The sequence below is a fragment of the Mesorhizobium huakuii genome (assembly GCF_014189455.1).
In the GTDB taxonomy this organism is placed as follows: Bacteria; Pseudomonadota; Alphaproteobacteria; order Rhizobiales; family Rhizobiaceae; genus Mesorhizobium; species Mesorhizobium huakuii_A.
Genome location: NZ_CP050296.1, coordinates 2,990,668 through 3,012,443, shown reverse-complemented (window position 1 = coordinate 3,012,443; position 21,776 = coordinate 2,990,668). Strand labels below are relative to the sequence as shown.

Below are 21,776 nucleotides of genomic sequence, written 5' to 3'. Positions count from 1 at the left end.
CTTTTGCCCGGATCAATCGGTCGCGGGGATCAGCTTCTGAAGCGTCGGCGTCAGGATCATGCCGAAGGTCAAGACATCGCCATAAGCTCGCGCCGAAAGCATTGCGCCATGCACGGTCGCCATGAAAGCCTCGGCCTCGACGCGTGGCGAAGCGGAGATTGCCAGCGTGCCTTTTTCGGCGCCGCGCTCGATGACGCCGGTCAGCCATTTCGAGAGGAACTGAAAATACGCCCGGACTTCCACGGCAACCTCTGGCGGAAGGGCCGGAAGTTCGCTGGCAAGCAGTGCGCAGACACAGAACGGCATGCTCGCATCCTCGATGCATCGGGCCCAGATGCCGGCATAGGTTCGAAGCAACTCAGGCGACTCGGGGACATCGCGCTCGAGCCCTCCCAGGCCCGTGACGGCCTCCTCGAGGTAACGCTTGAGCAGGGTCTGCACGAGGTCGACCTTGCTGGGGAAATGGTGATGGATGCTGGCTTTGCGGATGCCGATCACTTCGGCGATATCGGCGTAGCTGAAGCCATTGTATCCGCCGGCGATGATGAAGGTTCGCGCTGCGGCCAGGATCTCGTCGGCAGTGTTCGAAGGCTTGCTCATGGCTTGCTCCGGCAGAGGGCTCCTCTGTCCTTAGAGCGGTTCACCGTTTGATGGAAACGGCGAACCTCTCTAACTCTTTGTTTTGACACAATTCCCAAGGGAAAGCGCTCACACTTTTCCTGGAATTAAGTCGTTACCTCTATGCATGTCGTTGCCTCAAAACCGGGGGACTTTTGAGCGACATGCATTAGCTTGCGACGCGCGGCGATTTACGAAGGGCGTCGCTGACCGACAACCACACCGCGGACACGAGGAAGTAGAAGGCGCCGAACGCGGCATAGGGCGCAACATTGGCGATACCAATGATCTCCGTGCCGCCGGCCATCTTTACGAAGAAGAGACCTGCCAGCGCCGATTGGGCGCCGCTCAGGATCATCGCCCATTGCGCGCCGTTGGTTTTCCAGCGACGCACTGCGGTCAAGAGTTGCAAGATGCCGGAAAAGGCGGCCCAGACGCCATAGACCGAAAGCACCGCGTTCATGCTGTGACCGAGCGCGATGGCGACCGCAATCGTGGCGACGATGCTGACGGCGAAGTTCAGCAATTGCGACTTGTTGCGGCTAAGTCCGCCCGTGCGCCGGGCGTCAATGTAGTTCGCGAGCGCGTCCCATGCAGGGTAGGCAACCAGCATGGCGGCAGCGAGCGGCGGGCTGCTTTTGGCGACGGTGAAAGCCGCCGCGACCCAGGCTGCCGACACGGCAAACCGCAGATAATAATAGGTTTTGAGCCAGCCGTTCGATGACGGGGCGCGGCTCTGATCGTTCACTTGTCCAGGCATGATGGGACCTCTTGTTTCAACTACCTTCCAACTAGTAGGTAGATTGTTGATCGTCAAGGCGCCTGGAGCGGATCGCCCATCACCTCGACATCTCATTTATGTGATCGAGGGCTCGACCTCGTGACGCCGGTTCGCTGTCTAACCAATCGTAGCGCCGCCCCTCATCCGCCTGCCGGCACCTTCTCCCCGTATACTGACGGGGAGAAGGGAGCTACTGCCCCCTCGGCGCTCTTCTTGCGACGTTGGTGAATGGCGAAATCGGCGATAGCAGCGTCTTTCTCCCCGTCACTATACGGGGAGTTGAGGAGCGGTCCGCGAAACGGACGAAAGGCCAATTGCTTGGCTTTTTCGAATGACGAACGCCCCGCAGGGCGATGAGGGACAGCACGGACCGACGAGACTTAGAGCGGTTCGCGTTTTGTCTGAATCGGGATTCCCAAGACTGAGCAAATCAGATTCGATGTTCTGACCGTTGGAGGTCGGGACAGATGGCCAAGCCTTATTCGATGGATTTGCGGGAACGGGCGTTGGCTCGCCTTGAAGAAGGCGAGACGAGCCGAGAGGTGGCCGCGGCACTGAAGGTGGCAGTTTCGAGCGTGATCAAGTGGGCGGCGCGCAAGCGTCGGCTGGGCAGTGCGGCACCCGGCAAGATGGGCGGTCATCGACCCTATCTGATTGACGGGGAGCATCGTGCCTTCGTCCTGAGCGAGGTCGAGCGGGATGCCAACATAACGCTTCATGAATTGACGGCCGCACTGGCTGACCGGGGTCTCATCATCCACCCTGCCAGCGTCGGTCGCTTCCTGCATCGCGAGGGCAAGAGTTTTAAAAAAAACCGTTCTGCCGGCTGAGCAACTCAAGCCAAAGCTGATGCGTCGGCGGACGCAATGGATGCGCTATCAGACCCGCATTGACCCAACGCGCCTGGTCTTCCTGGATGAAACGTGGGTCAAGACCAACATGGCGCCGTTGCGCGGCTGGGGTGTGCGCGGCAAGCGGCTGATGGCTCACGCGCCATATGGTCATTGGAAGACGATGACCTTCATCGCCGCACTGCGGCATGATCGGGTAGAGGCGCCTTGGGTCATTGACGGACCCATCAATGCGCAGGCCTTCCGTGTCTATGTCGAAACCGAACTCATCAAGACCCTGAAGCCGGGTGACATCGTCATTCTCGACAATCTCGGATCTCACAAGGGCCAAGCCGTCCGCGACATCGTCAGGGCCGCCGGTGCGCGGCTCTTCTTCCTGCCGCCTTACAGTCCAGATCTCAATCCAATCGAGAAGCTCTTCGCCAAGCTCAAGCACTGCATGCGACGTGCCGCCAAGCGAAGCATCCAGGCCGTACACAGCGCCATCGCCAGCACCCTCGACGTCGTCACCTCAAATGAATGTAACAACTACATCGAAAGCGCCGGATACAAGTCAACCTAAATGCGAACCGCTCTAATCGACCCGTTGCGTCAGGCCATTTCAAACGCAGATCCGCTTAACCCTGCTTCGCCTTCAGCTCCAGCCGCCGCGCGTGCAACACCGGCTCCGTATAACCGTTGGGCTGGCTGGTCCCCTTGAACACCAGGTCGCAAGCAGCCTGGAAGGCGATGGAATTGTCGAAATCCGGCGCCATCGGACGGTAGAGCGGGTCGCCGACATTCTGGCGGTCGACGATGGCCGCCATGCGCTGCAGGGAATCGCGCACCTGGATTTCCGAGCAGACTTTGTGGCGCAGCCAGTTGGCGATGTGCTGCGAGGAGATACGCAGCGTGGCGCGGTCTTCCATCAGGCCGACATCGTTGATGTCGGGCACTTTCGAGCAGCCGACGCCCTGGTCGATCCAGCGCACGACATAGCCGAGAATGCCTTGCGCGTTGTTGTCGAGCTCGCGCTGGATCTCGTCGGGCGTCCAGTTCGGCCGCACGGCGACCGGCACCGACAAGATGTCATCGAGCTTGGCCTTCGGCCGGCTCTTCAGCGCTGCTTGCACGGCGTGGACGTCGACCTTGTGATAGTGCGTGGCATGCAGGGTCGCGGCCGTCGGCGACGGAACCCAGGCGGTGTTGGCGCCGGCCTTGGGATGGGCGATCTTCTGTTCCAGCATCGCCGCCATCAAATCCGGCATCGCCCACATGCCCTTGCCGATCTGGGCGTGGCCGGCCAGCCCACATTCGAGCCCGGTGTCGACATTCCATGCCTCGTAGGCGGAAATCCAGGCGGCCTGCTTCATGTCGCCCTTGCGGATCATCGGCCCGGCTTCCATCGAGGTGTGGATCTCGTCGCCGGTGCGGTCGAGGAAGCCGGTGTTGATGAACACCACGCGTTCCCGCGCGGCACGGATCGCTTCCTTGAGGTTGACGGTGGTGCGCCGCTCCTCATCCATGATGCCCATCTTGATGGTGTTTTTGGCCATCCCGAGCAGCACCTCAACACGATCGAATATCTCGACGGCGAAGGCGACTTCCTCCGGCCCATGCATCTTGGGCTTCACCACATACATCGAGCCGGCGCGGGAATTGGCGCGGCGGCCCTTCGCTCCGACATCGTGCAGTGCGATCAGCGCCGTCATCGCCGCGTCCATGATGCCTTCCGGCACCTCGTTGCCGTCGCGGTCCAGGATCGCCGGATTGGTCATCAGGTGGCCGACATTCCTGACCAGCATCAGCGAGCGGCCGGGGACGGTGAGCTGGCCGCCGGCGGGCGTGGTGTAGGCGCGGTCGGGATTGAGCTTGCGGACAAAACTCTTGCCGCCCTTGACGATCTCTTCGGCAAGGTCGCCCTTCATCAGGCCGAGCCAGTTGCGGTAGACGACAACCTTGTCCTGCGCATCCACCGCCGCGACCGAATCCTCGCAGTCCTGGATGGTGGTCAGCGCCGATTCCAGGATGATGTCGGCAATGCCGGCCGGATCGGTGCGGCCGATCTGGTTGGCGCGGTCGATCACGATCTCGATATGCAGGCCGTTTTTAACCAGGAGCACGGCATCGGGGTTGGCGGCATCGCCGCGATAGCCGACGAACTGTTTGGGGTCGGCCAGCGTGGTGCCGCCGGCGCCGGCGCCGAGCTTCAGCGCGCCATGCGCCACCGAAAGGCCGTTGACGCCTGCCCATTTGCCCGAGGTCAGCGGTGCGGCCTCGTCGAGGAAGCTCTTCGTCCACGCCACGACCTTGGCGCCACGTGCCGGATTGAAGCTCTTGCCCTTTTCCGCGCCGCCGGCCTCGGGGATGGCATCTGTGCCGTAGAGCGCGTCGTAAAGCGAACCCCAGCGCGCATTGGCGGCATTGAGCGCATAGCGCGCATTCATCACCGGCACGACCAGCTGCGGTCCGGCAACGACAGCGATTTCCGGATCGACATTCTCGGTCGATACGCTGAAGGACGGACCCTCGGGAACGAGATAGCCGATCTCCTTGAGGAAGCCCTTGTAGGCCTTCATGTCAATCGGCGCGCCATTGTCGCGATACCATGCGTCGAGCTTTTCCTGCATGGCGTCGCGTTTTTTTAGCAGCATCCGGTTCTTTGGCGCAAGGTCGTGGACGATGGCCGAAAAACCGTTCCAGAACGCATCGGCCGCAATGCCGGTGCCGGGCAAGGCCTCACCAGCCACAAAATCATGCAGCTCGCGGGCAATCCGCAATCCGGCGATCTCGATGCGATCGGTCATCAGCTTGTCTCCAGACGAAAGGCTCGGGCGCGCCTTTGGCATGTCGGGTTGGCAGGGTCAATTCGGCTTAAGGTGAAGGGGCCATTTAGGCAAGGATGGCGAAGCGGCTGATCTCCCCCCTCGAGGGGGAGATGGCCGGCAGGCCAGAGGGGGTCGCCGGACATAAGGCGCCAGCCTCTTCTGTTCAAAGCAGGAGGTCGCGTCCGGTCGGACCGACCCCCTCTGTCGCCTTCGGCGACATCTCCCCCTCGAGGGGGGAGATCAACCGCTACACCGCAATTCTCGGCCGTCCCGAGGCCACCGCCACCACATGCGCCTCGATGAACATGCGTTGGGCTTCGACCGTGGAAACCTTGAACTCGGTCGCGACGTCGATCTCGGCGTTGTCGGTGCCGGCGTCCCGAGCGCGCTCAGCGACGATCGCCCGCACATCGGCCTCAGCGGCGGCGATCGCCGCCGCCTCGTCGAGGAAATCGCGCACCGTTTCTCCGGATGCGAGACGGAACAGCCCTTCCCTGGGCTGACTGACCCGCGCTTCGGCCGAGACCCTGACCTGGCCGACGACGGCACCGAGTGCGTTGGCGACATCGGTGTCTTCCGGCACCACGCAGTCATTGCCGACCAGAGGCGCCAGGCCGGCATAGTGCAACGGCGCCGAGGCGCCGAGGCCGATGACCGGGCGGTCGAGCGCGACGCTGAGCCGGGCTATGCCGGGATGGGCGTCGACGGCGCGCTGTACCAGCGCATGCGCGACCGTCGCTGCGCCATCGAGCCCGTCCTCGGCGAAGGCGGTTTCGAGGATGTATTCGGCCGACCAGCGCGTCAGCGTCACCAGCACGCGCTCCGAGATCACCTCCGGCGACGCGGCAATCGGCTGGCCACGGCCGTCACGCTTGCGGGCAAACAAGTCAGCGCCGAGGCGGGCGGTGGCGGCGTCCCAGTTGGCCTGCTTGCCCAGAACATGCGCCGCGTCCGACGGGGTGAAGCCGCAGATATGGACCAACCCGCGCGAGACCAGCCGGTTCAGAGTGGCGTTCTGGGCATTCGACGTCAGCAACCTGTCGAGGGCAAGCGGGGTCGCGCCGATGGCCTCGTAGAGCCGCGCTTCCGGCGCGGTGAGACCCGCGGCAAGCCTGTCCGGCACGCCGGTGCGAACCGCGAAGCGGCCATCCATGCGGCCGGGATTGGGCGCCCGCAGCTGGCGTTCGAGCTCCGATTTGACGGCGTCGCCATGCGCCATGCCGGCCAGCGCCAGCGGCACCAGGCGGCGCGGCCCAAGCAGGATTTTTGGGTTGAGCGAACCGTCTTCCAGCGCCACTTCGGAATCCCCGCCAAGACCGAAAGTGCGCATGGCGACGGCCTCGACCATGGTGCGGAAGCCGCCGACGGTCGCACCTTCGGGATCAAGCCGCGGACGGCCCTTGTCGAGCACCGCGACGTCGGTGGTGGTGCCGCCAATGTCCGACACCACGGCATTGTCGAGCCCGGTCATGTGGCGGGCGCCGACGAGGCTGGCCGCCGGGCCGGAGAGGATCGTCTCTATAGGCCGCTGCCGGGCGAACGCCGCCGAGACCAGCGCGCCGTCGCCGCGCACCACCATCAAGGGGGCAGCGATGTCGCGGGCTTCCAAAAACCCTTCGGTCGCAGCCACCAGCCGGTCGATCATCGAGATCAACCTGGCATTGAGCAGCGTCGTCAGCGCCCGGCGCGGGCCGCCGAGCTTGGCCGACAGTTCGTGGCTCGCGGTGACCGGCAGGCCGGTTCTGTCGCGGATCAGCTCGCGGGTGGCGATCTCATGCGCCGGGTTGCGGGTGGCGAAATAGGCGCAGACGGCAAAGCCGGACACCGAGGCACCGAGTTCCGGCAGGGCCTCTTCCAGTCCTGACAGATCAAGCTTGGCGGCATTGCCGTGGACATCGTGGCCGCCCGGACAAAACACCACCGGATCGGTGCCGAGCGCCGTCTTCAGCCCGTCGCGGGCGAGGTCGGCTTCGGAAAAGCCTATCATGACCAGCGCGACGCGGCCGCCCTGGCCCTCGACCAGCGCATTGGTGGCGAGCGTCGTCGACATCGACACCAGTTTGATCGCAGCCGGGTCGGTGCCGGCCTTTTCAAGCACCGCGTCGACCGCGCCGGAAATGCCGACGGCCAGATCATGCCTGGTGGTCAGCGCCTTGGCCTTGGCCAGCACCTTGCCCTTGTTCGGCCCCTGCTGCGGGCCTTCGGTCTCGGACCACAGCACGGCATCGGTATAGGTGCCGCCGGTGTCGATGCCGAGGAACAGGGGTTTTGGCTTGGTCTTGGCGGTCATTCTTGGCGGATCCGGACGGGTAGGGAATTTTACTTCCCCGCCCTTAACCGATACGAGCCCGCCGATAAAGCCGCGAGCGCTGGGCCAACGCGCGATGACCGTCATACGAACTCCGATCTCCCCCGAGAGAGGAGATCGGCAACTTTTGCCGCAACGCCAGGGGCATTTCTCCCTCCAACGCAAGAAGTCTTCTGGCGAGGATGCCGCTATTTGGCGGTGACAATGCCCTTCATCGAGCTGTGGATCGCACAATGGAATGGATGTGCGCCGGCTGCCGATACCTTGACCTTGGCGCTCTTGCCGGTGGCGAGATGGCCGGTGTCGAAGGAGCCATCGAGTGCGGTGGCGGTGTGCGTCATTGAGTCGGCATTGGTGAAAGTGATGGTATCGCCAACGGCGACCGAGATTTTCGACGGGTTAAATTTCATGCCCTTGATCTGGACCGCATGATTGGCGGCATAGGCGGGCATGGCAAAGGCAAGCAGAGCAAGAACGAGCATGGTGCGCATGATGGATTTCCTCCTGAGCGAACCCTCATCCTACACTAACGCTGGCGAACGGCCTTTCATGCCACGAAGCCAATCTTTTTATGCGACCCATCGCAAAACGGCTTGTTGGCCGAGTGGCCGCAGCGGCAGAGGAAGGTGCGTTGCGTGCGGTCGATCGTGTGGCCGGTGCCGGTGACGATCTCGACATTGCCCTCGAGCTTGAGCGGGCCGTTGGTGGTCGGCGTCACGTTCAGCGGGCCGTTGCGCGCTTCGAGCGCCGGCGTGTCCTTCAGCGCCGGTTCGCCGGTGGCGGTGAACCCCGATTTGGTGTGGCTGCCGTCGCAGAACGGCTTGTTTTCCGTAGCGCCGCAGCGGCAGAGCGTGGCGCGATAGAAGGTTTCGCCGTCGAGCACGATCTCGGCGTGCACGGCGAGTGGGCCGTTTTCGCGCAGCCGCACGGTGTTGACCACCGGCGGCTGCTCCTGCGGCCCGCCATCCTTCCTGACATAGGTGATGGCGCCGGACGGGCAGCTTTCGGCGAGGGCGACGATCTTTTCGACGCTGGCCGCATCGGGATGGATCCATTGCCCCGGCGCGTTGGGCACGAAGACATGCGGGTCGCCGAGCACGCAATTGCGCGAATGGATGCAGCGCTTGCCGGCAAAGCCGACGTCGATCTTCTCGCCTTCGACCGTGCCTGCCATTGCCGTGCTCCTGTTGCCTGGAGCACGCCGCGCCTCAAAGGGAGCTGTACGGCGTGCTCTGGGTGATCGTCTCGATGCAGGCTATGGCTCGAATGGGAAAACCGTCAAGCTGGCAAACCGGTCAGGGGACGAGATTGATCTCCTCGGTCTCGCCGCCGCTGCAGGTGTAGCAGCAATCCTCGCATTTTTCCTTGTTGCCGGGGCCGACGCCCCAATAAGTGCCTTCGTCGCCATCGACCCAGGCGCCGTAGCAGATCGATTCGCCCTCGTTGCAGGAAATCGGCAACGACTTGGTCTCGCCGTCGTCGAGGTAGAAATCCTTGCCGTTACCCGGCCAGACATAGTCGCGGTCCTGGCTGTAGAGCTCAAGACGCATGGCGTTGGGATGGCTGTTCTTGACGGTGAAGGTGACGTCGCCGGCATGGGCGGCTGGTGCAAACAGGATGGCAAGCGAAAACGCGGCGGCAAGCCGGCGCGCTGGTATGAAGGACATGGAAACCCCCGATGAAGAATCGGCCCCCACGGCCGATAGAGGGGATCATAGCCAAACATGTGCGGACGCTAAAGGGATGATGACGACAATCCCTGATATAATCGCAGAAGCTAAACGACGAACCGGCGTCATCGCAGGCTTCGCCTATCGCTGCCAGAAGGGCAGCTTGGCGATCTCTTCCTCCACCTGCCGTTCGGTCAAACCGATGTCGTCGATCAGATGCGGATTGACTTCCGAGATCCGCTTAAGGTCCCAGCGAAAGCGTGTCTGTTGACGCCAGGTCGCGATGGTGTTTCGCAGGGCGGCAAGGCTGTGGCGCCGGCGCGATGTCTGTCCCACACACATTCCCCGCCGCACTGCCTGATGCGGGGCCGATGCAAAGATATTGGTCATGACAACCTCCATGTGGCTTGGCGCCCTTAGGGTTTGAGAATGGGCCGCCCTCGATCTGAACGAGGTTGAATTCTGCAGGATATGGAGGGCGCCGTAATTAAGCCCTGCCAAATAGTTCTCAAAAGTTCCAAACGGGCCCTAACTCTTTGTTTTGGCGTCATTCCCAAGGGAAAGTTCTGGACGCCTTTTCCCCGGCAAACCGCCTCACACTTTTCGCGGAATTGCTCTATAGATGCGCCTATGCAGGGATCGCGCTTTGCTTTTGGTCCGTTCGTGCTTGATCCGGGTGCGGGAACGCTGCTTCGGAACGACGATCCCGTTGCCGTCGGCTATCGCGGGCTGAAGCTGCTTGCCGCACTCGTCGGACGGCCCGGCGAAATCCTCGAGAAAGCCGAGCTGATGGACGCGGCGTGGCCGGGGACGGCGGTCGAGGAAGGCAACCTCACCGTCCAGATCGCGCAGCTGCGCAAGCTGCTTGGTCCGCCCGCCGATGGCGGTGAATGGATATCGACGGTTCCGCGGGTCGGCTACCGCTTCACCGGCGCCATCGAACAGCTCGATCGTGCGAAGCGTAAACCCTTGCCGCTGCCCGACAAACCATCGATAGCGGTGCTGCCCTTCGTCAATCTCAGCAACGACCCCGAGCAGGAGGCCTTCGCCGACGGGTTGACCGAAGATTTGATCACCGACCTGTCCAGGGCCCCAGGCCTGTTCGTCATCGCCCGCAATTCGACCTTTGCCTACAAGGGCAAGGCGATGGACGTGCGCGCGATCGCCGAAGAGCTTGGAGTGCGCTATCTCCTGGAGGGCAGCGCCAGACGCGCCGCGGGGCGCGTGCGTATCAACGCCCAGCTGGTCGACGCCAAGAGCGGGGAGCATCTGTGGGCCGAACGCTTCGATCGCGGCCTGGACGATATCTTTGCCGTTCAGGACGAGGCCACGGCCAAGATCGTCGAGGCGCTGCTCGGCCGGCTGCGCGCGCCGCCGCCACGCAACCGGCCGACAAATCTCGAGGCGTACGATCTGTGCGTACGGGCGCGCAAGCTGATCGAGGAATCCCCGCAGACGGCACGGGAAGCGCATCTGCTGCTGACGCGCGCGGTGTCCCTCGATCCGGACTACGCCGAGGCTCATCGCTGGCTTGCCATGAACCACTGGATGGGATGGGTGCATTGGGGCGAGCCGGTCGACCCCAACCGGCGCATCGCGCTGGAACTGGCGCGCAAGGCCGTGGCGATCGATCCCAACGATGCCGGCTGCCGCTGGGTGCTCGGCAATCTGCTTGCCTATGAGCACAGCTTCGAAGAGTCGGACGCCGAATTCGCCAAAGCGTTCGAACTCGACCCGAACGAGGCCGACGCCTGGGCGACATTGTCCGACATCGCAGTGCTGGCCGGACGGGTCGAGGAAGGCCTCGAGCATATCCGCAAGGCGTTCCGGCTCAATCCCTATCCGGCAAGCTGGTACTATCTGACGCTCGGCGAGGCGCAGTATGCGGCGCGCGACTACGAAGCCGCCGTCGAGACACTGCGCCGGGAGGAGACCTATCGGACGAGCTCACGCCGTTTCCTGGCGGCAAGCCTGGCGCAACTCGGCCGGCTCGACGAGGCGCGCGCCGAGGTCGAACTGTTCCTCATCGGCAACCCGCATTTCACGACCGGCTACTGGGTCTGGACGGAGCCGTTCCGCGACACCGCGATGCGCGATCATTTCGTCGATGGTTTTCGCAAGGCGGGTCTTCCGGACTGACGTGGCCTCCTGCGTAGGTTCAGCTACTGGATGCACACTCTTCTGTGATTGGCGTAACTGATCAGCGCGAGGCTTGATTGCACCGTGGTTCCCCCAATCCGTCGCTGCTTCGCAGCGCCACCTTTCCCCCCTCCGGAGGGAAAGGAAGGGAGCTTTGCTGGACGAGCGTTGATGGCAAAAGAAGCTTGGCGCCTTTCCTCTACCCCGTCGATCGGGGGAGAGGTGGCTCGGCGAAGCCGAGACGGAGTGGGGGTCGACCAGCGCACCATAAGACAATGCATGCGCCAAGCTGCCATGCACGCTATCGGCAAGGACCAGCTGCTTGGAAATGTGTGCATACCGTAGCTAGATTCAGGACGCGCCAATCACGGCACCAGATCGATCGTTTCGGTCGTGTGTTCCACGCAGATGAAGCAACAGTTGTCGCAAGGCTGATCGTTATCAGGCCCGACACCGGCGGAGACGCGGTCATTGCCGTCGACCCAGGCGCCGTAGCAGATGCGCTCTCCGGAATTGCAGGAGAGCGGCACCGATTTCTGGGAATTCGGGTCGATCATGAACACCTTGCCGTTACCGGGCCAGATCGTCTCGCGGTCGCGGCTGAACAACTCGACCGCAACCCCTTCCTTGCGCAGGTTCTTGACGAAAAAGGCCATATCGGCAGCCTCGGCCGAATTGGTGCAGACCAGCGCCGCGAGCACGGCCATACGAAACAGCGTCACGGTCGGACCTCCCGAATCACCGCCGCAGAATCGCATGGCCGCCCATGCCTGTCGCTCGCGTTCTGACCTATTTCGCGCGGGAGCCTTCGGCCGCGATCTCCCGCCCCAGCCGCACCGTTTCGCCGACCAAAAGGTCGAGATCTTCGCGCCTTGTGCGGTGGTTGGCGATCGCCACGCGCAGCCAGTGCTCGCCATGCACGGTGGTGTCGGAGAGGGCGGCGATGCCCTGCTCCTGCAGCCGCAGCATGATCTCGGTGTTGAGTGCCTTCAGCGCCTCGCCGGTGACGCAAGGCTGATAGCGGAAGCAGACGATGTTGATGGTCGGCGACATGGCTAGCTCCAGCAGTGGCTCTGCCTCGATCAAACCGGCCAGATAAGAGGCCTGCGCGATGTTCTGGTCGATCAGGCGGCCGAATTTGTCGACGCCATGCTCTTTCAGCGCCATCCAGACTTTGAGCGCGCGAAAGCCGCGCGACGTCTGCAGCCCGTAATCGTGCAGCCATTCGCCCGAGGCAAGACCGCGCGGCGTCGATTCCAGATATTCGGGGGTGACCGCGAAGGTCCGGCGATGCGCGATGGCGTCCCTGACCAGGGCGCAGCCGACCTCGAACGGCGCGTGCAGCCATTTGTGCGGATCGAGCGCGACCGAATCCGCCCATCCGATGCCGGCAACGCGGTGCGCATTGTCAGGCGCGATCGCGATCAGCGCGCCGATGCAGCCATCGACATGGAACCACAGGTCTTCTTCGTGCGCGAGTTTGGCCAGTGCTCGCAGGTCGTCGATCGCGCCGGTGTTAACCGTGCCGGCATTGCCGATGACACAGGCCGGCCTGAAGCCGGCTTCGCGGTCTTCAACGATCGCCGTCCGCAATGCCGATATGTCGATGCGCAGGCCGGCGTCGGTCGGAATGCGGCGCAGCGCCCGGTTGCCGAGGCCGAGCGCTTCCATCGCCTTGCGGTGGCAGGAATGGATCTGGTCCGAGCCATAGAAACGCAGCGGCTTTTCGATGGCCGCGACGCCGTGCTCGCGCACGTCGATGCCGGCCTTGGTGTTGCGTGCCACGGTCAGGCCGATGATGTTGGCCATCGAGCCGCCGCTGACCAGAGTGCCGGAGGCGGAGGCGGGAAAACCCAGCATCTGCTTGCACCAGTTCACCACTTGGCTGTCCATCAGCCCGGCGGCGTGGTTGCCGCCGCCGAGATTGGAGCCCTGGATTGCCGCCAGGAAGTCGCCGAGCGCACCTGTGAAGTTGCTCGACCCCATATACCAGGCCCAGAAGCGCGGATGGATGTTGCCCATCGGGTAGGACATCACCGTGCGCGAGACCTCACCGTAGACAGCGGCCAGCGGCGCCGGCGATCGCGGCAGGGGTGCCGCGAAGGCCTCCCTCACATCCGCCGGCATTTCCCGCCAGGCCGGGCGGTCCCTGACATCGCTGAGATAGTCGACGGCATCGTCGATGACCCGGTGCGACAGGGCCTGAACTGCGGCCCAGTCGGCGGGGTCGAGTGTTTCCTCGGCGACCATGCCGAGGCTTTCCGGCGCGATATCCATGACGACCTCCCCGTCAAGCCGCGGGGAATTGGCAGCCGGACGTCGAGCGCGACAACGCCATCTCCTCGGCATCCATCTCGGTCTCGATGCCGTCGAACAGCGGCGTCGACATGTAGCGCTCGCCGGTGTCGGGCAGCATGCAGAGGATCACCGATCCGGCCGGCGCCTTTTCGGCGACCTGCAGCGCCACGGCGAAGGTGGCGCCGCCGGAAATGCCGGTGAAGATGCCTTCCTTCTGCGCCAAGGCCTTGGCCCACTTGATGCCTTCGGGCCCGGCAACCGGCATCACCTCGTCATAGAGGCTGGCATCGATCGCTTCCTGCAGGACGTTGGGGATGAAGTCCGGCGTCCAGCCCTGGATCGGATGCGGCTCGAAGGCCGGGTGGCTGGCGGCAGGGGCGCCATGGGCACCGCGCTGCTGCGCCTTGCCGCTGCCGACCAGCTGCGCATTGGCCGGTTCGGAGAGCACGATGCGGGTGTCCGGCCGTTCGCGGCGCAGCACGCGCGCCACACCGACGACGGTGCCGCCGGTGCCATAGCCGGTGACGAAGCAGTCGAGCCGCGAGCCGGCGAAATCATTGACGATCTCGCGCGCCGTGGTCGCCTCGTGGATGGCGGCGTTGGCGGCGGTTTCGAACTGGCGGGCGAGGAACCAGCCATTCGCCTCGGCCAGCTCAACCGCCTTCTTGTACATGCCAAACCCCTTTTCGGCGCGTGGCGTCAGCACCACCTTGGCGCCCAGCATACGCATCAGCTTGCGGCGCTCGACCGAAAAGCTGTCCGCCATCGTGACGACCAGCGGATAGCCCTTCTGCGCGCAGACCATGGCAAGCCCGATGCCGGTGTTGCCGCTGGTCGCCTCGATCACTGTCTGACCGGGCTTCAACGCGCCGCTGCGCTCGCCCTCCTCGATGATGTTGAGCGCCAGCCGGTCCTTCACCGAGGCGGCGGGGTTGAAGAACTCGGCCTTGACGTAGATCGTCGCATGGGCCGGTCCGAGATTGTTGATGCGGATCGCCGGCGTGTCGCCGACGGTGTCGAGAATGCTGTCGAACAGGCGGCCGCGCCCGGCCGTGGTTCTGATGTTCCGTTGCTGCAACATGGAAGAACTCCTTGTCTGTGCTCGTTGTCATCACAGGCCGGTTACAAACCGGCGGGTTGAGCGGCGAGGTTTCGAGACCTTGCCACGCTAGGACTGACGTGCCGGCGATGCGGCAACAGCCGCATGCGGCGCGAAATTCGCCGCCGGATGCGCCGTGTCGTGTTTGGTGATACAGCAAGGGCCGACAGGCCAGCGTGGGAGCAGGCGTGGGAACGGACGTGGAATCCGCACCATCGAGACTGGCCGGCGACAGGCCGATCCTGTCCGTGCGCCTGCTTGGATCGCTGGAAATCCTGCGTGACGGCGTGCCGGTGGCGCTGCCGGCGTCGCGCAAGCTGCGTGCACTGTTTGCCTATCTGGCACTGGCGCCGCACCCGGTCGGCCGCAGCCGCCTGTGCGAGTTGTTGTGGGATGTGCCCAACGATCCCCGCGGCGAGTTGCGCTGGTGCCTGAGCAAGTTGCGCGCCGCCCTCGACACACCGGACCGACGCCGGGTTGCCACCCAGGGCGACACGGTCGCGCTCGATCTCGATGGCTGCCTCGTCGACGCGCTGGAGATCGACCGTGCCGCCACGCAAGGGATCGCCACGCTGGACGCGGAGCAACTGCGGGCGCTGGCAAAACTCTTCGCCGGCGATCTGCTCGACGGGCTGGTGCTCGAGCGCAGCCCGCTTTTCGACAGCTGGCTGATCGCCCAGCGCCGGCGTTTTCACGCGTACCACGCCGCCGTGCTGGAACAGCTTGCCGCAAACCATCCGGCAGGCTCGCCCGAAATGTCCACGCATCTCGACAAATGGGTCGAGTTGGCGCCCTTCGACACGCGCGCGCATCTGGCCTTGCTGTCCAATCTGGCGGCGCGCGGCGCCATCGGCGCGGCCGAGGCGCATCTGGCTTCGGCGGCTCGCCTGTTCCAGTCGGAAGCGCTGGATTTCGCCCCACTTCGCGCGGCCTGGCAGGCAATCCGCGACCAACAGTCCGGCAGCCCGCTTAAGGAGCAGCCGGCCGGCCTGTCCACACTACCGCCTTTGGTCGTCCCATCAGGCGATGCCGGCCCGGTCGAGCCGAGCCAGGCCTCGCTGGCGGTGATGCCGTTTGTCGAAGAAAGTGGCGCGCGCGGCGGGCTGGCCGACGGTTTCACCCATGACATCATCACCCGTCTCGCCAAGCTTCGGGATTTCTTCGTCATCGCGCGCGGATCAGTGTTCGCGCTGGCGCAGACGACCATCGCGCCGGAGGAGGCCGGCAGAAAGCTTGGCGTCGACTATGTCGCCACGGGCACCGTGCGCAGCACGGCCGGCCGCCTCATCGTCAGCGTCGAACTCGTCGAAGTGCGCACCGCCAGGATCGTCTGGGCTGACACCTTCGAGCGCCGGCCCGACGACCTTTTCGCCGTGCTCGACGATATCGGCGACAGCATTGTGTCGTCGATCTCGGCCGAAATCGAAACGGTCGAGCGCAACCGCGCCATGCTCAAGGCGCCCAATTCGCTCAATGCCTGGGAGGCCTATCATCGCGGCCTCTGGCACATGTACCGCTTCACCCAGGCCGAGAACGAGCAGGCACGGCATTTCTTCGACAGGGCTTTGCAGCTCGATCCCACCTTTGCCCGCGCCTATGCCGGCCTGTCCTTCACCCACTGGCAGAATGCCTTCCAACGCTGGGGCGACCGCGATCGCGAAAGCGCGCTGGCCTATGAGAGCGCCGGCCACAGCCTGCTGGTCGACGACCACAATCCGGCCGCGCACTGGGCGATGGGGCGGGCGCTGTGGCTGCGCGGCGAGCAGGACGGGTCGCTCTCCGAACTGGAACGGGCGGTGGATCTCAGCCCGAATTTCGCGCTCGGCCATTACGCGCTGTCCTTCGTCCATTCGCAGTCGGGCGACCCGCAAGCGGCGATAAGCTCGTCGGACCATTCACGGCATCTCAGCCCCTTCGACCCGCTGCTGTTCGGCATGCTGGGAGCGCGCGCCATGTCGCATGTCCGGCTCGGCCAGTTCGAGGAGGCGGCCGACTGGGCGCTGAAGGCGGCGGCGCGGCCCAATGCCCATACCATCATCCTGGCGATCGCCGCGCACTGCCTGGCGCTGGCCGGCCGGCTCGACGAGGCGCGCGGCTTTGCCGCCGCCATCCGCAAGACATTGCCGGATTATCGCGCCGACGATTTCATCCGCACCTTCCGCTTCGAGCCGGACGCCGAGGCGCTGTTCCGTCAAGGCGCCAGACGGATCGGGCTCGGCTGATTTCGCGCTTGAAGGTCCGGTGTTAACGAAGTCGGAAGGAGTTGCTTAACAGTTCACCTCTATGTGACCCCTCGGGGGGTCCATGGCAAAGTGAGTATGATGAGCGACAGCCCCGACAAGCGCAGCAACGAATGGCGCGCCATTCTTCATGTACAGGCCCGCGTCGCCGTCCTGTTCGTTCCTGTCGTCGCCAGCCTGCTGATCATCGCGGCGCTTGCCGGCAATGAGCGCAAAGCCGTTCCCGATGTCGACCGGACGGTCACAGGGTCCGTGCGATAGACGGAGCGGCTCTGAGCCGCCTTTCGGGAAGCCCCGAACCAGAATAGTGCCTTAGAGGTCCGTCAGCTCTTCGCGGCGGACGCCGGGAAGGGGCGGCAGGCGTGCGCTATCGGCGGGTCGTCATTTGGCGCTAAGGTCGCCAATGGCTACGACACTGAATGAATGGGCCCGAACGATCAAGCGCGACGTGCATGCGCTCTACCTCGCCGCGCGCGATCCCCGGACGCCGTGGTATGCCAAGGTGCTTGCCGTGTGTGTCGCAGGCTACGCCTTGTCGCCGATCGACCTTATTCCCGATTTCATCCCCGTGGTTGGCTACCTCGACGACGCGATCCTGGTCCCTTTGGGCATCCTTGCCGTGGTCAAGATGATACCGCCCGAGGTCATGGCAGAACACAGGGAGGCCGCCGCCCTTGCCGTCGACAGGCCAGTGAGCGCGCGGCGCGGCGGTGATCATCGCCTGTATCTGGGTCGCTTCGGTCGCGCTGGCAGGATGGCTGGCGTATCGATACTTCGCGGGCTGATCTTGAAGCCGCGTCCAGTAGTGTGGAAACAGCGCGATTGCGCTTCCGAACGCGTCTTTAAAGCATCCATTTGGCATGGGTTTCCGTGGTTGGTTGTGAGGTGGATTCTTGAAAGCCCTCAATGAACGTCGCATCCATCAGATCTTTGAGGTCAGCGTATGGCTGAAGGGCGCGCATGCCCTGATCGAATGCATCGGCGGGATTCTGCTCTATGTCGTCACGACCGATACCATCGCCTCCTGGGTCAATGCCCTCACCGCGGAGGAATTGATCGAAGATCCGAACGACTTCATAGCTGGCCATCTGTCGCAGATGGCAAGCCATTTCTCGATCGCCAGCAAAGAGTTTTATGCCTTCTACCTGCTCAGCCACGGCCTGATAAAGCTTGCCCTGGTTGTCGGGCTTTTGAGAGGCAAGCTCTGGTCTTACCCGGCCTCGCTCGCGGCTTTGGGCTTATTCATGGTCTATCAAGTCTATCGCTACTCATACGCCCATTCCTTCGGCCTGCTGGTCCTGACCGTCTTCGATGCGGTCGTCATGGTGTTGATCTGGCACGAGTGGAGGATCGTACGACAGCACAAGCCGGCATGACGGTTGCGTTGCCGGCCTTGTCGCTGTTTCCTGAACGCCGCACAAAATGGAGCGACGGCTCACGTTACAAGCGCCTGATCGCAGCAGCGCCCTGCTTTGCCGGCGGAACCCATGCACCCGCCGAACATTGTCTCCCTGGACAGCCCCTGGAGGACGTGATGACCAGAGCCTTCGATATCAACGAAAACACCGAAGAAAATCCCAAGCGCCCGCCGCAGCCTGAGACGGGCGACGATCTCAGGAAAAAGAAGGTCGGGGGCAAAGCCTTCCAGGTAAACGAGAACAGCGTCGACAATCCGACACCCGCGCCGGTGACGCCAAAGCGGGACTGATCGCGAGCTCGGCATATCAGGCAAGAAAAGGCCCGGACGACCGGGCTTTTTCATCTCTGGAGCCGGCTGTCCGGTGGCGTCTCAATAAAATCGCGGGATCGGACCGTTCTGCGGCGTCGTGCGGTCGCCGAGGTCGAGAAAGACCTCGTCGACATAGCACCACCCCCAGCCTTCGGGTGGGTCATAGCCCTCGATGACGGGATGGCTGGTGGCGTGAAAATGTTTGGTGGCGTGGCGGTTGGGCGAGTCGTCGCAGCAGCCGACATGGCCGCAGGTGCGGCAGAGCCGCAGATGCACCCACCATGAGCCGCTCTTCAGGCATTCCTCGCAGCCGAGTGCGCTCGGCGTGACGTCCTTGATCCCTACCGCATGCTTGCATTCGTCCGCCATCACACTCTCCCGACCAGTTGCGACTCAACTATTCCTTTTTACGCAATTCCGGGCGGAAAGGCCGTTACACACTTTTCCTGGAATTGCTTTCCATGGTTTGGCTGCCGTCTCGCGCAAGATAAGCATGCAGCGCCGCGACCACCTGGGCGCCTTCGCCGACAGCCGCCGCGACGCGCTTGACCGAACCGCAGCGCACGTCGCCGATGGCAAACACGCCGCTGCGGCTGGTTTCCATCAGGCCATGTTCCGGGCCGAGCTCGGATCCGGTGCGGACGAAACCCTTGGCATCCAGCGCCACATTGCACTGCGCCAGCCAGTCGGTGTTCGGATCGGCGCCGATGAACAGGAAGAGGTGGCGGATCGGACGCGTCGTCTGCTCGCCGCTGACGCGGTTGCGCCAGCGGACAGTGGCAAGATTGCCCGCCTCGCCCTCCAGCGCCTCGATTTCGGTCTCGGTCAGCACCTCGATGTTCGGCTGCGCCTTGATGCGCTCGACCAGGTAGCGCGACATCGAAGCATCGAGGCTGCCACCGCGCGCCAGCAGCGCCACTTTGCGCGCATGGCTGGCGAGGTAGACCGCCGCCTGGCCGGCCGAATTGCCGGCGCCGACCAGCGCCACCTCCTGGCCGGCACAAAGCCGCCCTTCGATGGGCGAGGCCCAATAGTGAACTGAAGTTCCCTCGAACTGCGACAGATTGGCGACATCGAGGCGGCGGTAGCGCGCGCCGCTGGCGATCACCACGCTGCGCGTGCGCACCGTCTCGCCGTCGCCGACATCGAGCAGATAGCGGGCGCCTGAATTGTCGGTCGCGGCGCTCAACAGCTTCGCCTCGTCCGGGATCACCATTTCGACGCCGAATTTCTGTGCCTGGTTGTAGGCGCGCGCCATCAGCGCCATGCCGGTGATGCCGGTCGGGAAACCGAGATAGTTCTCGATGCGGGCCGAGGCGCCCGCCTGCCCGCCGAAGGCCCGGCAATCGAGCACGATGGTCGACAGCCCTTCGGAGGCCGCATAGACCGCGGCCGCCAGCCCCGCCGGGCCGGCGCCGACAATGGCCACATCATAAAGCGTATCGGCATCGATCGGCCTGAGCAGGCCGATGCAGCGGGCGAGGTCCTTCTCGCCGGGATTCATCAGCAGCCTGCCGTTCGGACACAGCACCACCGGCAGATGGTGCGGGTCGACGTCGAAGCGCTCGACCAGGGTTTTGGCGCAGGGGTCGCTGCCGGAATCGAGCACGCGGTGCGGCTGGCCGCTGCGGGCCAAAAAACCCTGCAGCCGCAACACGTCGGCATTGCCTGATGGTCCGATGATGATCGGCCCGCTGGTGGCGCTTTCCAGCAGCCCGACGCGGCGCAGGATCAGCGCCCGCATGATGCGCTCGCCGAGATTGGCCTCCTGCACCATCAGGTCGCGCACGCGCTGCGAGGGAATGACGAAGGCCTCGACCGGTTCGGCGGCCTCGGCATTGACCAGCGAGGGCCGGGCCGAAAGCTGCGCCAGTTCGCCGACGAAGCTGCCCGGACCGTGGGTGACGATCGTTTCGCGCCGGCCGAGGCCATCCTGGGTGATGTCAACCTTGCCCGACAGGACCAGGATCAGGCCGGGCGCGACATCGCCGGCCTTGATGATGTGCTCGCCGGCGGCATAGGCGCTGGCCTCGCCGAACCGGCGCATGCGCTCGATGTCGGCCTCGGTGAGCGTCGGAAAGGCCTGGTCGCGGCGGGCGCCGAAGATTGCGGTGCTGGATTGAGACATGGCCGCAAGCGTAGCGAAGCCGTCGCGGAGTTTGAAGTGGTTTGTTCAGCGCCTAGCCGCGAGGGCAGGTTTGGTTGACGGCGGCCGTCGACTTGCTCGTTCCGGGATGACGACTGGAGGCTCTAGGATCGGTTCTATCGACGGTGTCAGCGCCTGACAGCCAATTGTCAGCTGCGTCGTGAGACATTGTTGCCGAATGCCGCGAAGCCGATTCGCCGGCACCGGATTCAAGGTGCAACGTAGCCCATGAAACAGATTGCCCTGTCCCTTTTCGTGATCGCGTCTTCAGGCGCCTATGTAGCCTATGTATGGGACCAGGCAGGCAAGGGTCCTGCCGGCGACATGATCGACGCTGCGAGCCCCGCCAATGCCGCCAAGGACAGCGTGTTGCAGACGCCGCTCGATTCAGCGCCTGCTCGGGCCGGCGCCGTTGCGCCATCCGCCCTGACCGCTCCCGCGATCGAACGGCAGGGCGTGCAGCTCGAGCCGCCGGCAACCCAACCGGCCACGGTCGGCAGCGAAACCACCGCCGCTATCGCCGCGCCCGCCCCGAAGCCGCGAGCGGCAAAGCCGGCAGCCGCCGGGGAGCAGCCACTTGCAGCCAGCCAGCCGCAGTTTTCGACCGCGCCAGCGCCGGAACAGACGCCGGCCAAGCTCGTCGCCGATGCCGCGCCGCAAACAGCGTCCTTCGCCGCAACCCCGGCCGTCTACATCCCCATTCCCCAGCCGAGGCCGAACTATCCGCAAGCACCCGCCCGCGTCATCAAAGCCGGCATGAAGGCGACCGTGGGTAGCGGCACGAAGCCGGCGGGGCATGGCTTTGCCGACGGCACCTACACCGGCCCCGTCACCGATGCCTATTACGGCCTCATCCAGATTCAGGCTTCCATCCAGGGCGGCCGTCTCACGGCGCTCAAAGTGCTGAAATACCCGTCCGACCGCCGCACTTCGATCAGCATCAACAGGCAGGCGCTGCCGATGCTGCGTGACGAGGCGATCAGTGCGCAGAGCGCCAATGTCGACATCATTTCGGGCGCCACGCTGACCAGCAGGGCCTTCATCCAGTCGCTTGGCGGTGCGTTGAAGAAAGCGTCGTCCTGATCCATGC

At 64.1% G+C, this 21,776-nt stretch carries 20 protein-coding genes and 1 pseudogene; 8 read left to right on the top strand and 13 right to left on the bottom strand.

Annotated features, from left to right (window positions below; translation table 11 throughout):
* Window positions 1-12 precede the first annotated feature (12 nt).
* Entirely contained in the window at window positions 13-600 is a 588-nt protein-coding gene (locus tag HB778_RS14990) for a TetR/AcrR family transcriptional regulator (protein ID WP_183464547.1), read from the bottom strand.
* A gap of 187 nt (window positions 601-787) precedes the next feature.
* Window positions 788-1,378, bottom strand: coding sequence for a DUF308 domain-containing protein (locus HB778_RS14985; RefSeq protein ID WP_183465094.1), 591 nt, complete (start codon window positions 1,376-1,378; stop codon window positions 788-790).
* A 488-nt stretch (window positions 1,379-1,866) separates the two neighbouring features.
* On the opposite strand from HB778_RS14985, the gene HB778_RS14980 reads away from it, so the two are divergent.
* Window positions 1,867-2,812 (top strand): IS630 family transposase gene (locus tag HB778_RS14980; RefSeq protein WP_183458765.1). Its coding sequence is split into 2 segments (ribosomal slippage): window positions 1,867-2,205 and window positions 2,207-2,812, totalling 945 coding nucleotides; the frame shifts between segments, so codons are not numbered across the junction.
* A 55-nt stretch (window positions 2,813-2,867) separates the two neighbouring features.
* Here the strand turns inward: HB778_RS14980 and HB778_RS14975 are convergent.
* The 6 genes from HB778_RS14975 to HB778_RS14950 all read right to left on the bottom strand — a co-directional run bounded on the left by HB778_RS14975 (window position 2,868) and on the right by HB778_RS14950 (window position 9,437).
* Window positions 2,868-5,036, bottom strand: a complete 2,169-nt coding sequence (locus HB778_RS14975; protein WP_183464545.1) for a malate synthase G — start codon at window positions 5,034-5,036, stop codon at window positions 2,868-2,870.
* A 268-nt stretch (window positions 5,037-5,304) separates the two neighbouring features.
* Complete coding sequence (locus HB778_RS14970) at window positions 5,305-7,347, bottom strand: hydantoinase/oxoprolinase family protein (RefSeq protein ID WP_183464544.1); 2,043 nt, start codon at window positions 7,345-7,347, stop codon at window positions 5,305-5,307.
* A gap of 206 nt (window positions 7,348-7,553) precedes the next feature.
* Window positions 7,554-7,856, bottom strand: a complete 303-nt coding sequence (locus HB778_RS14965) for a cupredoxin domain-containing protein (protein WP_010912607.1) — start codon at window positions 7,854-7,856, stop codon at window positions 7,554-7,556.
* A gap of 56 nt (window positions 7,857-7,912) precedes the next feature.
* Window positions 7,913-8,539 carry a CDGSH iron-sulfur domain-containing protein gene (locus HB778_RS14960; protein WP_183464543.1) on the bottom strand — a complete coding sequence of 209 codons (627 nt, stop codon included), beginning with the start codon at window positions 8,537-8,539 and terminating at the stop codon, window positions 7,913-7,915.
* 121 nt (window positions 8,540-8,660) lie between these two features.
* A complete protein-coding gene (locus HB778_RS14955) occupies window positions 8,661-9,032 on the bottom strand; it encodes a hypothetical protein (protein ID WP_183464542.1) in 372 nt (123 codons plus the stop codon).
* Between the two features lie 144 nt (window positions 9,033-9,176).
* On the bottom strand, window positions 9,177-9,437 hold the full coding sequence (locus HB778_RS14950; RefSeq protein ID WP_432421251.1) for a DUF1127 domain-containing protein: 261 nt from the start codon (window positions 9,435-9,437) through the stop codon (window positions 9,177-9,179).
* A 228-nt stretch (window positions 9,438-9,665) separates the two neighbouring features.
* Between HB778_RS14950 and HB778_RS14945 the strand changes: the two genes are divergently transcribed.
* The gene (locus HB778_RS14945) at window positions 9,666-11,174 is read left to right on the top strand and encodes a winged helix-turn-helix domain-containing tetratricopeptide repeat protein (protein WP_183464541.1); all 1,509 of its coding nucleotides are present in this window, start codon (window positions 9,666-9,668) and stop codon (window positions 11,172-11,174) included.
* 365 nt (window positions 11,175-11,539) lie between these two features.
* Here HB778_RS14945 and HB778_RS14940 read toward each other — a convergent pair whose 3' ends face one another.
* The 3 genes from HB778_RS14940 to HB778_RS14930 all read right to left on the bottom strand — a co-directional run bounded on the left by HB778_RS14940 (window position 11,540) and on the right by HB778_RS14930 (window position 14,553).
* Window positions 11,540-11,896: a hypothetical protein gene (locus HB778_RS14940; protein WP_183464540.1), complete on the bottom strand. Its 357-nt coding sequence runs from the start codon at window positions 11,894-11,896 to the stop codon at window positions 11,540-11,542.
* A 67-nt stretch (window positions 11,897-11,963) separates the two neighbouring features.
* Complete coding sequence (locus tag HB778_RS14935; protein WP_183464539.1) at window positions 11,964-13,451, bottom strand: pyridoxal phosphate-dependent decarboxylase family protein; 1,488 nt, start codon at window positions 13,449-13,451, stop codon at window positions 11,964-11,966.
* Window positions 13,452-13,464: 13 nt separating this feature from the next.
* Entirely contained in the window at window positions 13,465-14,553 is a 1,089-nt protein-coding gene (locus HB778_RS14930; RefSeq protein WP_183464538.1) for a PLP-dependent cysteine synthase family protein, read from the bottom strand.
* 206 nt (window positions 14,554-14,759) lie between these two features.
* Here HB778_RS14930 and HB778_RS14925 point away from each other — a divergent pair, with 206 nt between their 5' ends.
* The 5 genes and pseudogenes from HB778_RS14925 to HB778_RS14905 all read left to right on the top strand — a co-directional run bounded on the left by HB778_RS14925 (window position 14,760) and on the right by HB778_RS14905 (window position 18,519).
* Window positions 14,760-16,793, top strand: a complete 2,034-nt coding sequence (locus HB778_RS14925; protein WP_210308075.1) for a transcriptional regulator — start codon at window positions 14,760-14,762, stop codon at window positions 16,791-16,793.
* A gap of 99 nt (window positions 16,794-16,892) precedes the next feature.
* Complete coding sequence (locus tag HB778_RS14920; protein ID WP_183465091.1) at window positions 16,893-17,072, top strand: hypothetical protein; 180 nt, start codon at window positions 16,893-16,895, stop codon at window positions 17,070-17,072.
* A 163-nt stretch (window positions 17,073-17,235) separates the two neighbouring features.
* Window positions 17,236-17,596: pseudogene (locus tag HB778_RS14915) on the top strand (YkvA family protein); the annotation flags it as partial.
* A gap of 108 nt (window positions 17,597-17,704) precedes the next feature.
* Window positions 17,705-18,187 (top strand): DUF2127 domain-containing protein, encoded by a 483-nt coding sequence (locus HB778_RS14910; protein ID WP_183464537.1) that lies wholly within the window; start codon window positions 17,705-17,707, stop codon window positions 18,185-18,187.
* Entirely contained in the window at window positions 18,184-18,519 is a 336-nt protein-coding gene (locus HB778_RS14905) for a hypothetical protein (RefSeq protein ID WP_183465337.1), read from the top strand. The genes HB778_RS14910 and HB778_RS14905 overlap by 4 nt, the downstream gene beginning before the upstream one ends.
* 81 nt (window positions 18,520-18,600) lie before the next feature.
* Here the strand turns inward: HB778_RS14905 and HB778_RS14900 are convergent, their stop codons facing one another.
* Both HB778_RS14900 and HB778_RS14895 read right to left on the bottom strand, forming a co-directional pair.
* Window positions 18,601-18,909 carry a UBP-type zinc finger domain-containing protein gene (locus HB778_RS14900; RefSeq protein WP_095202902.1) on the bottom strand — a complete coding sequence of 103 codons (309 nt, stop codon included), beginning with the start codon at window positions 18,907-18,909 and terminating at the stop codon, window positions 18,601-18,603.
* Window positions 18,910-18,973: 64 nt separating this feature from the next.
* Window positions 18,974-20,668, bottom strand: coding sequence for an FAD-dependent oxidoreductase (locus HB778_RS14895; protein WP_183464536.1), 1,695 nt, complete (start codon window positions 20,666-20,668; stop codon window positions 18,974-18,976).
* A gap of 246 nt (window positions 20,669-20,914) precedes the next feature.
* Here HB778_RS14895 and HB778_RS14890 point away from each other — a divergent pair, with 246 nt between their 5' ends.
* A complete protein-coding gene (locus HB778_RS14890; RefSeq protein ID WP_183464535.1) occupies window positions 20,915-21,769 on the top strand; it encodes an FMN-binding protein in 855 nt (284 codons plus the stop codon).
* The last annotated feature ends 7 nt before the right edge of the window (window positions 21,770-21,776 follow it).

Excerpts from the sequence above, each read along its gene's own strand:
- HB778_RS14975 (WP_183464545.1), bottom strand. The coding sequence starts at position 5,036 with ATGACCGATCGCATCGAGATCGCCGGATTGCGGATTGCCCGCGAGCTG.
- HB778_RS14900 (WP_095202902.1), bottom strand. The coding sequence starts at position 18,909 with ATGGCGGACGAATGCAAGCATGCGGTAGGGATCAAGGACGTCACGCCG.
- HB778_RS14895 (WP_183464536.1), bottom strand. The coding sequence starts at position 20,668 with ATGTCTCAATCCAGCACCGCAATCTTCGGCGCCCGCCGCGACCAGGCC.
- HB778_RS14930 (WP_183464538.1), bottom strand. The coding sequence starts at position 14,553 with ATGTTGCAGCAACGGAACATCAGAACCACGGCCGGGCGCGGCCGCCTG.
- HB778_RS14970 (WP_183464544.1), bottom strand. The coding sequence starts at position 7,347 with ATGACCGCCAAGACCAAGCCAAAACCCCTGTTCCTCGGCATCGACACC.
- HB778_RS14960 (WP_183464543.1), bottom strand. The coding sequence starts at position 8,539 with ATGGCAGGCACGGTCGAAGGCGAGAAGATCGACGTCGGCTTTGCCGGC.
- HB778_RS14950 (WP_432421251.1), bottom strand. The coding sequence starts at position 9,437 with ATGGAGGTTGTCATGACCAATATCTTTGCATCGGCCCCGCATCAGGCA.
- HB778_RS14905 (WP_183465337.1), top strand. The coding sequence starts at position 18,184 with ATGACGGTTGCGTTGCCGGCCTTGTCGCTGTTTCCTGAACGCCGCACA.
- HB778_RS14935 (WP_183464539.1), bottom strand. The coding sequence starts at position 13,451 with ATGGATATCGCGCCGGAAAGCCTCGGCATGGTCGCCGAGGAAACACTC.
- HB778_RS14920 (WP_183465091.1), top strand. The coding sequence starts at position 16,893 with ATGAGCGACAGCCCCGACAAGCGCAGCAACGAATGGCGCGCCATTCTT.
- HB778_RS14985 (WP_183465094.1), bottom strand. The coding sequence starts at position 1,378 with ATGCCTGGACAAGTGAACGATCAGAGCCGCGCCCCGTCATCGAACGGC.
- HB778_RS14945 (WP_183464541.1), top strand. The coding sequence starts at position 9,666 with ATGCAGGGATCGCGCTTTGCTTTTGGTCCGTTCGTGCTTGATCCGGGT.
- HB778_RS14990 (WP_183464547.1), bottom strand. The coding sequence starts at position 600 with ATGAGCAAGCCTTCGAACACTGCCGACGAGATCCTGGCCGCAGCGCGA.
- HB778_RS14890 (WP_183464535.1), top strand. The coding sequence starts at position 20,915 with ATGAAACAGATTGCCCTGTCCCTTTTCGTGATCGCGTCTTCAGGCGCC.
- HB778_RS14965 (WP_010912607.1), bottom strand. The coding sequence starts at position 7,856 with ATGCGCACCATGCTCGTTCTTGCTCTGCTTGCCTTTGCCATGCCCGCC.
- HB778_RS14955 (WP_183464542.1), bottom strand. The coding sequence starts at position 9,032 with ATGTCCTTCATACCAGCGCGCCGGCTTGCCGCCGCGTTTTCGCTTGCC.